This is a genomic window from Streptomyces misionensis, assembly GCF_900104815.1.
GTDB classification, from domain to species: Bacteria; Actinomycetota; Actinomycetes; order Streptomycetales; family Streptomycetaceae; genus Streptomyces; species Streptomyces misionensis.
In genome coordinates this window covers 3747386-3762673 of record NZ_FNTD01000004.1, presented here as the reverse complement: position 1 = coordinate 3762673, position 15288 = coordinate 3747386, and the positions used below count along the sequence as shown (strand labels likewise).

Annotated in this window: 11 protein-coding genes, 2 tRNA genes and 2 pseudogenes; 6 read left to right on the top strand and 9 right to left on the bottom strand. The window is 68.9% G+C overall.

The annotated features are described in order from the left end of the window. Positions 1–50 precede the first annotated feature (50 nt). The 3 genes from cysS to BLW85_RS18640 all read left to right on the top strand — a co-directional run bounded on the left by cysS (position 51) and on the right by BLW85_RS18640 (position 4315). A complete protein-coding gene (gene cysS, locus BLW85_RS18650; protein WP_074992641.1) occupies positions 51–1451 on the top strand; it encodes a cysteine--tRNA ligase in 1401 nt (466 codons plus the stop codon). Between the two features lie 102 nt (positions 1452–1553). Further along, entirely contained in the window at positions 1554–2498 is a 945-nt protein-coding gene (rlmB, locus tag BLW85_RS18645) for a 23S rRNA (guanosine(2251)-2'-O)-methyltransferase RlmB (RefSeq protein ID WP_070024103.1), read from the top strand. A gap of 128 nt (positions 2499–2626) precedes the next feature. Next, positions 2627–4315, top strand: coding sequence for a DoxX family protein (locus BLW85_RS18640; RefSeq protein WP_208624860.1), 1689 nt, complete (start codon positions 2627–2629; stop codon positions 4313–4315). 73 nt (positions 4316–4388) lie between these two features. Here BLW85_RS18640 and BLW85_RS18635 read toward each other — a convergent pair whose 3' ends face one another. From BLW85_RS18635 to BLW85_RS18625, 3 genes are all read right to left on the bottom strand, one after another. Continuing rightward, entirely contained in the window at positions 4389–5120 is a 732-nt protein-coding gene (locus BLW85_RS18635) for a nucleotidyltransferase family protein (RefSeq protein ID WP_070024100.1), read from the bottom strand. Positions 5121–5153: 33 nt separating this feature from the next. After that, positions 5154–5612, bottom strand: coding sequence for a hypothetical protein (locus BLW85_RS18630; protein WP_070024099.1), 459 nt, complete (start codon positions 5610–5612; stop codon positions 5154–5156). Positions 5613–5772: 160 nt separating this feature from the next. Next, positions 5773–6909, bottom strand: coding sequence for an ABC transporter ATP-binding protein (locus BLW85_RS18625; protein ID WP_070024096.1), 1137 nt, complete (start codon positions 6907–6909; stop codon positions 5773–5775). Between the two features lie 217 nt (positions 6910–7126). Between BLW85_RS18625 and BLW85_RS18620 the strand changes: the two genes are divergently transcribed. Next, a tRNA-Thr gene (locus BLW85_RS18620) sits at positions 7127–7200 on the top strand. 81 nt (positions 7201–7281) lie between these two features. Here the strand turns inward: BLW85_RS18620 and BLW85_RS18615 are convergent. From BLW85_RS18615 to BLW85_RS18605, 3 genes and pseudogenes are all read right to left on the bottom strand, one after another. Next, positions 7282–8432: pseudogene (locus BLW85_RS18615) on the bottom strand (tyrosine-type recombinase/integrase). After that, complete coding sequence (locus BLW85_RS18610) at positions 8432–8614, bottom strand: helix-turn-helix domain-containing protein (RefSeq protein WP_074992639.1); 183 nt, start codon at positions 8612–8614, stop codon at positions 8432–8434. The pseudogene BLW85_RS18615 and the gene BLW85_RS18610 overlap by 1 nt, the downstream one beginning before the upstream one ends. Continuing rightward, a pseudogene (locus tag BLW85_RS18605) lies at positions 8607–9978 on the bottom strand (replication initiator). The gene BLW85_RS18610 and the pseudogene BLW85_RS18605 overlap by 8 nt, the downstream one beginning before the upstream one ends. A gap of 418 nt (positions 9979–10396) precedes the next feature. On the opposite strand from BLW85_RS18605, the gene BLW85_RS38880 reads away from it, so the two are divergent. Beyond that, positions 10397–11230 (top strand): SLATT domain-containing protein, encoded by an 834-nt coding sequence (locus BLW85_RS38880; protein WP_208624859.1) that lies wholly within the window; start codon positions 10397–10399, stop codon positions 11228–11230. A gap of 109 nt (positions 11231–11339) precedes the next feature. Here BLW85_RS38880 and BLW85_RS38875 read toward each other — a convergent pair whose 3' ends face one another. Both BLW85_RS38875 and BLW85_RS38870 read right to left on the bottom strand, forming a co-directional pair. Further along, positions 11340–12365: a hypothetical protein gene (locus BLW85_RS38875; protein ID WP_143060453.1), complete on the bottom strand. Its 1026-nt coding sequence runs from the start codon at positions 12363–12365 to the stop codon at positions 11340–11342. Between the two features lie 1034 nt (positions 12366–13399). Next, the gene (locus BLW85_RS38870) at positions 13400–14107 is read right to left on the bottom strand and encodes a hypothetical protein (RefSeq protein ID WP_143060452.1); all 708 of its coding nucleotides are present in this window, start codon (positions 14105–14107) and stop codon (positions 13400–13402) included. 185 nt (positions 14108–14292) lie between these two features. Between BLW85_RS38870 and BLW85_RS39430 the strand changes: the two genes are divergently transcribed. Next, positions 14293–14357: transfer RNA gene (locus BLW85_RS39430), tRNA-OTHER, on the top strand. 129 nt (positions 14358–14486) lie between these two features. Here BLW85_RS39430 and BLW85_RS18590 read toward each other — a convergent pair. Beyond that, on the bottom strand, positions 14487–15284 hold the full coding sequence (locus BLW85_RS18590) for an AfsA-related hotdog domain-containing protein (RefSeq protein ID WP_074992637.1): 798 nt from the start codon (positions 15282–15284) through the stop codon (positions 14487–14489). Between the last annotated feature and the right edge of the window lie 4 nt (positions 15285–15288).

Below are 15288 nucleotides of genomic sequence, written 5' to 3'. Positions count from 1 at the left end.
AAGAGGGGAAGGGGCGTGAGGCACTGGCCCGCGCCCACTACCCTGGAGTGGTGACTATTCGCCTGTACGACACCAGCGCCCGGCAGATCCGTGATTTCACCCCGGTCAAGCCGGGTTGTGTCTCGATCTACCTGTGTGGCGCCACCGTGCAGGCGGCCCCCCACATCGGGCACATCCGCTCGGGCCTCAACTTCGACATCATGCGCCGCTGGTTCGAGTACCGCGGCTACGCGGTGACGTTCGTCAGGAACGTCACCGACATCGACGACAAGATCATCGCCAAGGCCCACGAGCAGGACCGCCCGTGGTGGTCCATCGGCTACGCGAACGAGCGCGCCTTCAACGACGGCTACACGGCCCTGGGCTGCCTGCCCCCGACCTACGAGCCGCGCGCCACCGGCCACGTGACCGAGATGGTCGAGATGATGCGCACCCTCATCGAGCGCGGCCACGCCTACGAGGCCGACGGCAGCGTCTACTTCGACGTCCGCTCCTGGCCCTCCTACCTGGAGCTGTCCAAGCAGGACCTGGACGAGATGCGCCAGCCCGCCGAGGAGGGCATCACCGGCAAGCGCGACCCCCGCGACTTCGCCATGTGGAAGGCCACCAAGCCGGGCGAGCCCGACTGGGAGACCCCGTGGGGCCGCGGCCGCCCCGGCTGGCACCTGGAGTGCTCGGCGATGGCCCACAAGTACCTGGGCTCCGTCTTCGACATCCACGGCGGCGGCCTGGACCTGATCTTCCCGCACCACGAGAACGAGATCGCGCAGGCCAAGGCCTTCGGCGACGAGTTCGCCCGCTACTGGGTGCACAACGCCTGGGTCACCATGAGCGGCGAGAAGATGTCGAAGTCGCTCGGCAACAGCGTTCTGGTCTCCGAGATGGTCAAGCAGTGGCGCCCCATCGTGCTCCGCTACTACCTGGGCACCCCGCACTACCGCTCGACCATCGAGTACAGCGAGGACGCCCTGCGCGAGGCCGAGTCCGCCTTCGCCCGCATCGAGGGCTTCGTGCAGCGGGTCACCGAGCTGGCCGGCAAGACCGTGGAGCCCGCCGCCGAGGTCCCGCCCGCCTTCGCCGAGGCGATGGACGACGACCTGGGCGTCCCGCAGGCCCTCGCCGTGGTGCACACCACCGTCCGCCAGGGCAACAGCGCGCTGGCCGCCGACGACAAGGACGCCGCGGTCGCCCGCCTCGCCGAGGTGCGCGCCATGCTCGGCGTCCTCGGCCTGGACCCGCTCGACCCCCGGTGGGCCGGCGAGTCCGACCAGAGCGAGGACCTGCACGGCGTGGTCGACAGCCTCGTACGGCTCGTCCTCGACCAGCGCGAGTCCGCCCGCGCCCGCAAGGACTGGGCCACCGCCGACGCCATCCGCGACCAGCTCGCCCAGGCGGGCCTCGCCATCGAGGACAGCCCGCAGGGCCCGCGCTGGACGCTGGGCGCGCGTTAGCCGCCGGGCCGCCCGGCCCTTGATCGATTGTGCCGCCCGGCCTCCCGGGCGGCACACTGCATAAGACGTACGTACGAACGAAGCTCACGGAACGGATGACTCATGGCCGCGAACAACCGCCGCATGTCCGGCAAGAAGGGCGCGCAGGTCGGCAGTGGCGGCCAGCGGCGCCGGGGCCTGGAGGGCAAGGGCCCGACCCCGCCCGCCGAGATGCGCAAGGGCCACGCCAAGCAGCGTGCCGCCGCGGCCAAGGCCCGGCGCGCGCAGGGCGGCCGCCCGCAGCAGCGCAGGGGCGGCGGCAGGTCCACGTCCGAGCTGGTCGTCGGCCGTAACCCGGTGGTCGAGGCGCTGCGCGAGGGCGTGCCCGCGAACACCCTGTACGTGCAGCAGTTCATCGACAACGACGAGCGCGTCCGCGAGGCCCTCCAGCTCGTCGCCGAGCGCGGCGGCATCAACCTGATGGAGGCCCCGCGCCCCGAGCTGGACCGGATGACCAACGGCCTGAACCACCAGGGCCTGGTCCTCCAGGTCCCGCCGTACGAGTACGCGCACCCGGAGGACCTGCTCGACGCCGCCGCCGACGAGGGCGAGGACCCGCTGGTCGTGGCGCTCGACGGGGTCACCGACCCGCGCAACCTCGGCGCGGTCGTCCGCTCCGTCTCCGCCTTCGGCGGGCACGGCGTGGTCGTGCCCGAGCGCCGCTCGGCCGGCATGACCGCGGGCGCCTGGAAGACCTCCGCCGGCACCGCCGCCCGCACCCCGGTGGCCCGCGCCACCAACCTCACCCGGGCGCTGGAGCAGTACAAGAAGGCCGGGCTCACGGTGGTCGGTCTGGCCGCGGACGGCGAGGCCGAACTCGGCGACCTGGACGCCCTCCAGGGCCCGGTCGTGATCGTGGTCGGCAGCGAGGGCAAGGGCCTGTCCCGGCTGGTCGGCGAGACCTGCGACGTCCGGGTGCGCATCCCGATGCCGGGCGGCGCCGAGTCCCTGAACGCCGGTGTGGCCGCGGGCATCGTGCTGTACGAGGCCGCCCGCCGACGCGCCTGAACACCCGTCCGGAACTTCACCCTTACGCGGGAATTCCGGCGTCCATATGGCGTGCGACGCTGCTTTGACGGGGCCCGGACACATCCGGCCGGTCAAAGCAGTGTCCTAACTCCACGTCACTCGGTTAGATGAGTGTGGACACCAGAACACCCCGCACACCCACGGGGGACCGCTCGTCGGGATTCGACGACGCTCCCGCGCTGAGCATGGTGAAGGTGCCGAGCGATCCGGCGCAGGTCATCGTCAACCACGCCAGCTTCCGCGTGCAGCTGGGCGCGTCGGCCCGGCGCACCCGGTCGCCGCGGATCGCCCGTCACCTCAGCGCCGGCCAGGACACCGCCCGGATGCCCGTCGCGGGCCCGGCGGGCAGGGCCGGTGCCGGCCGTCGCCGCCCCCTCGTGTGGAGCGGCAAGTCCGCCCCCGACGACACCGGCGCCCACCGGCTCCTCCAGGCCGTGCGGGGCAGCATCGTCGGCCACGCCGACGAGTCCGACACCGGCGCCACCCGGGTCATCCCGCGCGTCGGCACCACCGACTACGGCGACGCCTACGACGCGCTCGGCGAGACCGTCGAGACCCCCGTCGTCGGCCACCAGCGCACCGCGGCCGACGACGGCGGCACCCGCCTGCTGCCCCATATGCGCACCGGCTCCTACGACCAACAGCCGTACGCCCGGCCCGGGTTCGGGTCCCATGACGAGTACGGCGAGTACGACGGGTACGACGAGGACACCGGATCCCACCCGCTCGCCGAGGAGTACGACCCCGACGCCCCGCGCTCCGCCAAGCGGGCCGCCGACGACCCGGGCAGGCACGCCTACTACCCCGGCCGCCGGATGAACCTCGGCGTGGTGCTGCTCCCGCTGCGCATCTTCCTGGGCTTCATCTCCATCTACGCCGGCATGGGCAAGCTGTGCGACCCCGTCTACTTCGACGGTGGCAAGCGCGGCTCCATGGTCACCTGGCTCAACACCCTGCACCCCTGGGACGTCGCCGAGCCGCTGCGCCAGGTCGCCCTGCACCACCCGGTCGGCTCGGGCCTCGTGATCGCGTTCCTCCAGGTCGTGGTGGGCGTGCTGACGATCCTCGGCTGCTGGCAGCGGGTCGCCGCGGTGGTCGGCGCGCTGCTGTCGGCCGCGCTGATCGTAACCGTCAGCTGGAAGACCGTCCCGGCGTACGACGCCCCCGACATCATCTATCTGGCCGCCTGGTCCCCGCTGATCATCGCCGGTGCCCCCGTCTACTCGGTGGACGGCCGGCTCGCGGGCAGCGCCTGGCGGCGGCTCGGCCCGCGCTCCGACATCTGGGAGCTGCGCCGCTACGTGCTGCGCCGCGGCGCACTGATCACCGCGCTCACCGTCGGCCTCACCCTGCTGGTCGGCTCGCTGCTCGGCGGCGCGGTCCGCGACTCCAGCCGGGTGGTCGTCCCCGGCCCCGGCGAGGCCCCCCGCAACAACGTCCCCGGCTCCCCGCTCCCGGGCGAGCCCGGCACCAAGCGGAAGCACACCCCCTCGGCCCCCGCCTCCCCCTCGGGCGGCGCCACGACCGGCGCGAGCCCGTCCGGTGCGGCCGGCACCCCGGGCGCGACGCACAGCGCGGGCGGTACGACGACCACGCCCAGCCAGACACAGGGCACCACGGGCCAGCTCCCGCCCCGCCAGTCCGCGCCCACCGGCGGCGCCCCCAGCACCACGGCCGGCCCGACCAGCACGGGCGGCGGCACCGCCACCTCCGGCGGCACCTCCCCGGGCGGCGCCACCACCTCCGGCGGCGGCTCCACCGGTGAACCGGGCCTGGTCGGCGGCCTGTTGGGCTGAGGTGACGCCACGGAAGAGGGCCCCCGCACCTGCCCGGTGCGGGGGCCCCGTCCTGTACGGCGCGCGCTCGGTGCTACCGGCCCAGCCCGGCCAACTCCTTGGCCGCCTCGGTCAGATCCTTCGCCGTGTCGATGGCCCTCCAGTACGCCCCCTGCGGCAGCGGGAACCCGGCGAGCTTCCGTTCCCGGGCGAGACCCGGGAACGTGGTGCGCTCGTGGTCGCCCCGCTCGGGCAGCAGCGCGGTGAACCCCGGTGAGAACACGTACACACCGGCGTTGATCTCGAACGTGGACGGCGGCGCCTCGATGAAGTCGGTGATGTGGCCGAAGCCGTCGGTCTTCACCGCGCCCCAGGGGATGCGGGGCCGGGCCAGCGCCAGTGTCGCCACGGCGTCCCGCTCGGTGTGGAAGTCGGCCATGTCCCGCAGCGAGAAGCGGGTCCAGATGTCGCCGTTGGTGGCGTACCAGGGCCGGTCGGGGTGGGGGAGGTGCGCGGCGGCGAACTTGAGTCCGCCGCCGCGGCCGAGGGGCTCGGTCTCCACGACGGTGCGCACGGAGACCGGCAGCTGGGCCGAGTCCAGCCAGTCCTGGAGGACGTCGGCGAGGTGGCCGCAGGAGACCACCACGTCCGTCACACCCTCCTCGGCGAGCCAGGTGAGCTGGTGGCCGATGATCGGGGTGCCCGTGCCGGGGATCTCGACCATCGGCTTGGGCCGGTCGTCGGTGTACGGACGCAGCCGGGAGCCCTGGCCGCCGGCCAGGATCACGGCTTGGGTGGGGCGCGACGCGGCGTTCGGATGGGTCATGAACCGCACTGTACGTGGCGCCCCGAGCGGGGTTCAGCCGCGTGCGGCCAGCACCCCGGTGGCGAAGGAGGTGTCGCACACCGGGCGGGCGTACGACTGGGCGCGCGCGGCGCCGTAGATGCGCACCGCGGCCTTGCCGAGGGCGCGGGCGATGGCGGAGCAGTGCCGGGCGAGCGACGGGCGGCCGTTGACGGCCTCCTGGAGGTGGGTGAGGACCACGCCCGGGTTCTTCTCGTGCAGCTCGCTCATCAGGCGGTCCCGCAGCACGTCCTCGGGGGCGTGGGCGACCGCCTTGGGGGCGGCCTCCGCCGAGATGACGTCCGAGGCGGTGAGCACCGAGCTGGCGGGGCTTCCCGTCCAGTTGACCCGGGTGACCGCGAGGGTTCCCGAGAGCACCAGGACGACGGGCAGGACGAGGGCGAGGGAGCGGCCGACCCGGCGGGCAGGGCCCCGGTGGCTGCGTCGCGTCTGAGTGGTGAGTGAGTGCTTCACGCGTGTGAGGGTAGCGGTCGGTAATGCCACCAGGACGGTCAGTCACTCTTACGGGGGATGAGAAACGACGGTTTTCGGGGTAGGGGGTTGACGGCCGCGCCCGGAACGATCATGCGAAGAGGGCCCCGCGGCGCACCGCGGGGCCCTCTTCGGACGGTGCTCAGTCGGACAGCCGCTCGCCGGTGGAGGTGGAGAAGACGTGCGTCTCGCCGGGCCGCGGCACGACGTGCAGCGTGGCGCCCTTCTCCGGCACCTGGCGGCCGGGCACGCGCACGACCAGCTCCTTCGACTCGCCGTCGAGGTCGGCGCTGCCGTAGACGTAGCCGTCGGCGCCCAGCTCCTCGACCACGTTCACCGAGACGGCGAGGCCGGCCGGGGCGTCGGCGGTGTCCTTGCTGAGGGCGCTCGCCGCGCCGCCGTTGTGCTCGACCACGTCGAAGTGCTCCGGGCGCACGCCCACGGTCACCGTACGGTCACCCTTGTCGGTGGCGGCCTTGAGGGCGTCCCGGTTGACGGGCACCACGCTGTTGCCGAACTTCACGCCGCCGTCGGTGATCGGGACCTCGACCAGGTTCATGGCCGGGGAGCCGATGAAGCCGGCGACGAAGAGGTTCGCGGGCTTGTCGTACATGTTGCGCGGGGTGTCGATCTGCTGGAGCAGACCGTCCTTGAGGACCGCCACGCGGTCGCCCATCGTCATGGCCTCGACCTGGTCGTGGGTGACGTAGACGGTGGTGATGCCGAGCCGGCGCTGGAGCGAGGCGATCTGGGTGCGGGTCGAGACACGGAGCTTGGCGTCCAGGTTGGACAGCGGCTCGTCCATGAGGAAGACCTGCGGCTCGCGCACGATCGCGCGGCCCATCGCGACACGCTGGCGCTGACCGCCGGAGAGGGCCTTGGGCTTGCGGTCCAGGTACTCGGTGAGGTCGAGGATCTTCGCGGCCTCCTCGACCTTCTGCCGGATCTCCGCCTTGTTGACGCCGGCGATCTTGAGCGCGAAGCCCATGTTGTCGGCGACCGTCATGTGCGGGTACAGGGCGTAGTTCTGGAACACCATGGCGATGTCCCGGTCCTTGGGCGGCAGGTGGGTGACGTCGCGGTCGCCGATGCGGATGGCGCCGGCGTTGACGTCCTCCAGGCCCGCGAGCATCCGCAGCGAGGTGGACTTCCCGCAACCCGACGGGCCGACCAGGACGAGGAACTCGCCGTCCTCGATCGCGATGTCGAGCTTGTCGACGGCGGGCTTGGTGGAACCCGGGTAGATCCGGGTCGCCTGGTCGAACGTGACAGTGGCCATGGTGAATGGGCCCCCTTCTACCGGCAGGAACGTGCCGGACGATCCGTTGTAGGAAGGTGGTTGGCGTAGTCCACGCGAGTGAACTGAACCGAGACGGTACCCGGCGATCACCGGTCTGTCAGTACATGGGCGGCTGTGAACTTCGGGGAAATTCTCGACAGGCCCACGAGGCGACGTGGGTACACTGCACAGGCAGGTCCGCACAGACGCGGACCAGGCCTCCTTAGCTCAGCTGGTCAGAGCGCCGCTCTTGTAAAGCGAAGGTCGTCGGTTCGAATCCGACAGGGGGCTCTTGGGTTGAACAGCGCGAACGCCCCGGCCGGTGATCGGTCCGGGGCGTTCGGCATCCACGGATGACATCAACGCGGGCGGTCACTCACGGTCGAGACGGCGCCTGAGCAGGCGATCCATGTGGCTGATGGCCTCGCGCTGCGTGTCCGAGGCCACGTGCGTGTAGACGTCCATGGTGATGCTGATCTGGCTGTGGCCCAGGATCTCCATCACGACGCGGGGCGCGACACCGGCCGCGGTGAGGAGCGTGGCGCAGCCGTGCCGGGCGTCGTGCAGACGGATGCGCCGAAGGCCGGCGGCGGCGGTGATGCGGAAGAACGACCGGTTGATGTTCTGCGGGTCGACCGGGCGACCGGTGCGGGTGGTGAAGACGTACGCGGACGGGGACAGCTCGACCCCCTTGAGCCGCGCAGCCTCCCTCTGCCGCATCCGGTGCCAACGGAGCGCTGCCAGGCAGATCAGGGGGAGGGGCACGGGACGCGCCCGGCCGCTCTTGGTGGTGTCCTCGTACAGCTCCCCGCCCACGCGCTGCACCTGATTGCTGATTCGCAACACCCGGTGTTCGAGGTCCACGTCCGACCAGCGGAGCCCCAGGATCTCGCCGCGCCGCAGGCCCATGGAGACCGCCAGGACGAAGGCGGCGTACAGCGGATCGCGGCGGGCCTCCTCCAGGAACCTCAGCGTCTCGTCCAGCGTCCAGGGAGTCAGCTCCCGGCGAGGCACCTTCGGGGCCTCCACGAGCGAGGCGGCGTTCCGCGTCACCAGCTCCTCACGGCAGGCCGCGGTGAGGGCGGTCCGCAGCACACGGTGCGCCTCCTTGGCCGTGGCCGGGGAGGCCCGGCGCGACACCTCAGCGACGAACGTCCGCACGTGGCGGGGTCCCAGCGCCTCCAGGCTCTTGGAGCCGAGCAGCGGCACGAGGTAGAGGCGCACGTGCATCGCGTACTTGCTGTACGTCGTGCGCTTGCGGTTCGGCTTGATGAAGTGCTCCAGCCAGTACGGCAGCCACTCCGAGAGCTTGGCCGACTTGGTGGGCACGGGCACGCCCTGGTCACCTTGTCGAGCAGTTCTCGGCGTTTGGCGTCGCACTCGGCCCAGGTCTTGCCGTAGGCGAACTTGCGGGCGCGGGTGCCGTCCGGCTGGAGCACGTAGACCGCGCACTGGAACCGGCCGTCTTTGCGCTTGGTGATGGTGCCGGCGCCGTTGGGATTCCGCTTGCGTTGCTGGGCCATCAGGCGGCTGCCTCCAGTTCGGTGGTGATGTACTCGCGGACAGCCCGCGCCGGGATACGGCGGCACCGGCCGATGGTGATCGAGGGAAGACGCCGGGAGCGGATGAGGTCATAGACCGTGGAGCGGCCGAGCTTGAGACGCGCCATGACGTCCGGGACCGTCAGCAGCTCGTCGTCATGCACGGGTGGGTTCTCCTTCCGTTCCGGGAGCGGGTTCGAGGGATGCGGCCAGCCAGGCTTCGGCCTCGGACAGACCGGTGCCGGCGAAGACCCAGTGGGCGAGGACGTACGTCGTCTCGGTCACCGGGCCGCTGGCTGCTGTCGCTTGTGCGCGGCGCCATTCGGCGCGGGCGTCGCGGAGGACGCCGAGGGTGGTGGAGTAGCGGCGGGACTTGGTGGAGAAGTGGCCGCGGAAGCCGAGCATGTGGGCCCAGGCGCGCAGGCGGAGGTGTTCGAGGTCCTTGCGGGCGCCGAGGGTCCAGGCGGTTCGGATGAGGCGGCGGGCGTGGTCGCTGATGTCGAGCTGGGCGAGTTCGGCGGCGAACTTCAGGGGGCGGTCGAGGGCGCCCGTCGCGGTTTCGGCGCCCTTGGTGGCGTACTTGGCGATGTACGCCGCTACGGCCCGCTCGGTCAGCTCCTGGCCGTCGTTGAAGTCGGCGGAGCGGATGGTGCGGACGTCGAGCTGGCGGCCGAAGGTGAAGGTGTGGGCGCGGCCGTCGATGACCGGGCCGTCGACGCGGGCCTTGGCGGCGGCAGCCTCGATGGCGACGGTGAGCAGTTCGGCAGTGGCCCAGGCCGGGGGCGGGGTGTCGCCGCCGCCGGGGCCGTCGAGGCGGATCACGGCGTGGAAGTGGACGGCGCCGCGCTTCTGGTACTCGGCGACCTTGGCGAAGGAGACGCGGGCGTGTTCACGGAAGCGGCGCTGTGACAGGCCAGCACGCTTGGCGATCTCCCGGCGCAGGTGGATGGAGAAGCGGCGCCAGAGGAGACCGGCGTGCGCGTTCCACAGCACGGCCGCTTCGTAGTCGTACGTGTCCGGGTCGAGCGGTGCGCCAAGGGCGTGGTCGTCCTGGCCGTGACGGGTGCCGCAGCGGCAGGGGCGGCCGTCGGTGCGCCGGTTGTGGACCGGGCCGAAGCCGGGGGCGGTGAAGGTGGCGAAGACGCGGGGGTGGGCTGCGACCTGTTCCGGGGTGCCCTTGCCGCCGCGCAGGCCGGCGGTGATGAGGTGGAAGGTGTCGCGGCGGTAGACCTCGGCGCAGGCGGGGCAGCGGGTGGTGCGGCGGTTGTTGTCAGCGGACGAGCAGCTGGCCGGCCGGGAGTGTGGTCGAGTCGAGGTGCTGGAGAACGCGGCCGATCTCACCCGTGGTGGTGTCGACGTCGTACTCGGTGCGGTGGCCGTCAAGTCGCCGCGCAAGCGCTGCGTGCGCGGCCCGGCCCCCGGCCGGGCCTGCGCTCCTGCCTCCGTCCCGCTCCAGCCCGGCCGGTGTCCGTGCCGCGCGCATAGCAGCGACGAAGACCACAAGGCGAGTGCCACCAGGAGCCGCCATGGTCAGAACGACGCCTCCGGCGGGGAGGCCGGTACCGGGATGGGGGCGCCGTTCCCGACCGCGGGTCCGTAGTGGCGTGAGTGGGAGGCTCCCATCCCGTGCACCGTCGACCCAGGCAGAGCCGAGCAGACGCGGCCCCTGGCGCACAGGTCGTTCGTACAGTGGCGCGCTCCACCTGGACGCCAGGAACCACGCCCGCTCCACGGTGTGTGGGTCGACGGCAGACGGGATGGGAGCCGGCGGCTAGACGCGAAGCCCGCTGTTTCGCTGCCCCGGAACAGTACAGAGGGCTAAGTACTCAACGCAGGTATCCCCGGCACTCATAGCTGGCACACTACCCCTTGGGCAATCAGGTAGGTCACCGTCGGCAGAACATGCCGTCGCTCTAAGTTGTATCGTGCAGGAGGGCTTAAACCCCATGACGTCACCCGGCTACGGAAGCACTACCGACGAATTGATTCAGCACCGCCGGGACGTAGCCGACCTGCAGCGCAGGATCAGGAATCGCCGCCTGCAGGTCGCTGGACTTTACGGGACACCGTCACTCCTTGCGCTCTCCATCTTCGCGTGGATTGCCACAAAGAACACAATCTGGCTAAACAAAGATATGCCCGGGTCAGCCCACGGTGCATTTCTGATAACCGCGGTAGTCTTTGCTGCGGCATCCGCCCTACAGTTCGGAATCGAGTTCACCGAAGAGTTTTGGGATTGGGAAGATAAGGGCACGTCGGTATCAAAACTAGCACTCGACCTTGAACTTGCGGAAGAGCGACGAATCCTCGAAGCGAGACGTCTCACGCCTTCAGCGGTAGAACGTCAGGCATCTTACAAGGAAAGAACTCCAGCCGAGGTAAGTCGCCTACGGAAAGAGTCTCGGCACTATCGCCGGGTTCACCTTTGGATGCAATGGCTACTTTTTGTCAGCTCGGCTGCGATCACTGCGATCACTGCTTGGTATGACCCACCCCAACCAGGCAAGGCGGCGCTCATCTGCTTGGGATTCACCATCACAGTAATCACTGCCGCCACTGGATACTTCAAGCCCCGTGAACGGGCATTCAATTTGCAGCAGACTGCAGACAACATCGAACAGCACGTTACGGCCCTAGACCTCGGCATCGCTCCTTACACGCAGGGGGACGCGGATAACCTGGAACTGTTCGCAGCCACTGTTGAAACCATGCGAGTTGAGCAGAGGCGACGCGAACAACAACTGGATCAGCCGCATCAAGGTCAGCAAGAAGTGATCTGAACTGGTCCCTCACGCCCACCGGTGGGCAAAGTCCTTATACGCGAGTGCGCGCGAATCTCCGAGCTAAAAAATCTGAAGCCTAGCGATTCGCGCGGCAGCGAGAAAGCTGTTAATCCAGCGGTTCGAAATGCGGCCTCGGGGCAATCACCGGAGTTCTCAGTTCGTTAATATGCAGCCACTCGGGTGCTTCTACCGAGACGAGCTGATGCTTTACCTCGACAAGATGTTGTTGTGCGGCTTCATCGAGGGCATTCTCAATGTCGATTACTTTAGCCGTTGGATATTTTTCAATCTGCTCGGCCACCCGCTGCCCCTTGACGCTTGGTTTCATGTAGTAAGGCGGCCGCTCCTGCTTGCCTATCGTATATACCGCTGATGCAACGGACCAGTATGCGTCGTTGAAAAGCCCCATAAAGCCGTCAGGGTCGGGAAGTACGGTGAGCCAAAGCCCGCGGCTTCGATCGTATCGGACACCGGGTCGCAGATCCGTTGCTGCTGGCACTATCGCTACGCGGAGTCCAGGCCCTCCTTCCAGAAGCCTATGATTACTTTTGATTGTTGCGGCGGCGTATCGTCGTGCGTTTTCATCCGAAAGAAAGATGTCCGTCTTCCAGATTTTTTTGATTCTTTCACCCAAGAGAACCTCTGCGGTCGCCCCCTGTGCGGCATGCTTGAGCCAGTCGCTGGCGAACCTATATGGCCTTCCTTGGCTATCCGGAAGGAGGACGGCCTCTTCTCCAGCATTTTCGACCACTGCTTCGAGAAATCCCAGGTACTTCGCGCGCTCATACCCGAAAAGAAGTGAGGAGGTTCCAGACGAGCCGCGGAATACTTTGGGCGAGGTGCGGGCCAGCGCGTCAGCGACAAGCTCGGTAACCAGTGGTTCATTACCGGCAATCGCCTCGTGAACGGCCCATTCAAAGCCATCTCCTCGCATTCCCTTATCCCGTTCGAGGCGAACGTAGTGCGAAAGCTGACGCATTGTAACGTCGACTCGATCGACGTTCAGGTCGGTAAGGTCCTGAGTGCTCAACTGGTCAAGCATCGCTCTCAAGATGGAGCGGGAGATGGCGTACAAAGCGCGACCGTATTCATCGACGGGCTCTCGCTGCCTGAGGAAGGTGACATCGCTCATAGCTCACCGTAACCGATGTGCCTGATCATGTGCAGGTCCCGGACTGGACTGGTCAACGCATATGACGTCTAGCCTCCATGACGGTCCATCAGCCATAGGGCCCGAACTGAGCGCGGGGGGGGCGTCTTGACTAGCGAGGATACGTTCGACAGAAGTGGATCCCCCGACGCAACTTAGTCGTGGACTAGACGGCGAACAACATCCGCACCGGCCGGCGTGGCATCTCCCGGCGACGGCACTGCACCGTGGCTGAGGCCGGTGGGGGTGCAGCGAGACATACGCGCGCCTGGTCGGTCGGCGCGTTCGCCGTCGTGGCTGGCTGTCGGCAGCTGAGGTTCATACGACCTGTTCGATGGCGGCCGCCGTCAGCTCCCGGCGCAGTCACCTAGCTCCTGATCATTGCCGTGCTTAGCGGCACATCCGAGAGTCACCGGGGCGAGTCGGTGTCATGGCCGATCCTCGCTAGCCTCCTGCCAGCAGATCAAGGGCCCACCTGACCGTGCATGCTGGCAGGCATTGCGGCAGGTGGTCTACTGAATCCGGAGGCTCAGCCATGAGCTTGTCCCTTATAGAGCACTGCGTGTCATAGCCAGTAGTGGTCCTGCTCGCGTCCCCGACTTGGGCCAGGACGGTGGGCGCCAACGCGGACGCTACGGCCTTCCTCGCGCTGTTCCTAGCAGTCAGCGGTACAGCAACGAAGTACAGCAACCCCAGCAACCAGCCCCACCCCGTAGCGCCCCGTTGAGGCCAGAACGCAACCTGTATGACCGTCTCCGACCCATCTCTCTAGAGCTACGGATCAGAAGGTTGCACCAGGTAGAGATGGTCTGGCTCCGTGCCGGGCCGTCTCAGTTTCCGTCTCATTCAGCCGCGTTCACGGTCATTCAGCCGAGGCCCCGTGCCGTCCCCGCAGTAGCTGCCGACCCACCGCGAACGCAGGTGAACGCCCCTGCACGCCGCCCCATGAGGCACCAACAGACTTGGAAAGCGTGCGCCTGCACGCGTCAGATCCCTAGCCGCAGGAGGCCTTGCGCTCAGCTGATGAAGCGCTTGTTGGCGGCCGCGGCAGCGTCGGCGACCAGGGCGTCGCCGTTGTGGAGAGGCTCGATGGTGAGTGCCATCAGGTTTGCTCCGTATCGGATGATGAGGATCGGCTCGGCAACGGTGACGCCAGTGCCGCCGGCGAGAAGTTCTGCGCTCTGATCGCCGTAGTGCGGAGCAGGTACCCGGGTCAGAGTCATTGTCGCCGGGGGTGTCGGTGAGGTGACGGTCGCGGTAGGGCAAGTGGCCGCGTCGGCCAGCAGGTTGTTTGTGGCGTGCTCGGCCTGGGCCGGGCTGGAGAAGGAGCCCACCCATTCATTCAGGCCTGCCCCGGTCGTGGGGTTTGCCAGTGTGCGGGCGGCGAACTGCTTAGCCGAGAGCCTGCCAACCCGGGGATTCATTGCGAAGGAGCCCATGGCGTCGGTACAAGCGACCGATCCAGGCTTGAGCGTATGGAAGCCTGGCGGTTGGTCCACTCCCGTCTGGTTGTCACCAAAGGACTTGTAGCCGAGGCCGAGTTCGTCGGGAGTGATTAGCCGTTTGATGAGCTGGGCCGTGGTCAACGCGGGCATGCCTGAACCCGCGGGCGCGGCAGCAGGCTTGGCGGAGGTCGGCTGGGCACTGGAGCCAAGATGGCCAGTGCTGCTCGCAGCCTTTGCACTGCAGCTACCCAGGAGCAGGCTGCTCAGTATCGCGGCCATGGCACCTACGGTGCGGACGTGTCTTCGTGGAAGAGCGATCACCCGCTCATCCAAGCCGTTCCGTGGAGTCTTGACCAGGGCCTTCGTCGCACGCCCCCTGACATCCACGAGTGACATCAACGACCCCGTACACCAACACACGGCTACGGCTCCGTTCGACCGAGGCGACCATGCAGCTCCGCACCAGAGCCAAGCTGCAGTCGAACTTGTAAAGCGAAGGTCGTCGGTTCGAATCCGACAGGGGGCTCCACTGAGGCCGAGGCCCAGGTCAGAGCGCTACTGACCTGGGCTTCTCAGGGAGCCGGGCGAATCCGGTCGTGCCGGGCCTCCACGGAATGGGCGCGCGTCGCTCTCGCAGCCGCGGGCCGGCGTACGCGGCTCAGGTCACGACGGCGGTCCCGGTGCAGACCGTCCGCCCGGACTGCACCGCGAGCACCTCGTATCTCCGCGTCCCGTCCGCGTCGGCGGGGCGGAGGCGGAGGGAGCACGGGGTGTCGGGGACCGTGTAGCCCGTGAACGTGCTGGAGAAGTGGGTCACCCGGGCACCGTCGGTCTGGTCGCGCACCATCTCCAGCAGGGCCTCGGCGAGGGTCATTCCGGGGATGTGGTCCACCGGTGCTCCCCGGAAGGTCAGCTGGTCCGGCCGCGGACGGAACTCCTGTGCGGACGACCCGGTCCACGGCGGTGCGTCCGGCGCAGCCTGCCCCGGGGTGCCGCGGACGAACCGGTACACGGCCGGGGAGAGGAACGCGAAGTCCACCTGTCCGGTGCCCAGCGAGCGGTCCTCGGTGCGGACCTCGCCCCTGAAGCCCGCGCCGACCAGTTGTCCGCGGCGCAGGTCGGGGTCGAGGCAGTCGAGGCCGATCGTGATCGGGGTGCCCCGCGGCAGGGCGAGCGGGCCGGGCTCCGCGGGCGCGCAGGACAGGGACCGGAAGACGCAGTGATGGCCCCGGGGCACTCGGTAGGCCTCGTGGGCGACCGCCAGGGCCGCGAGCCGTACCGCGTGCGCCAGGACGAGCGGCTGGTCGCCGCTGTCGTAGCGGGCGTCGATCTCGAAGCGGTGCTCGGCCCGTCGCCGCCAGCCGGCCGGGGCCAGACCGGACGCCGGGTCTGCCAGGTCGTCGGGGATCGCCTGGACCGTGGTCGCCGGCCGCTGCTCCTCGCTCGTGACGGACATGCCG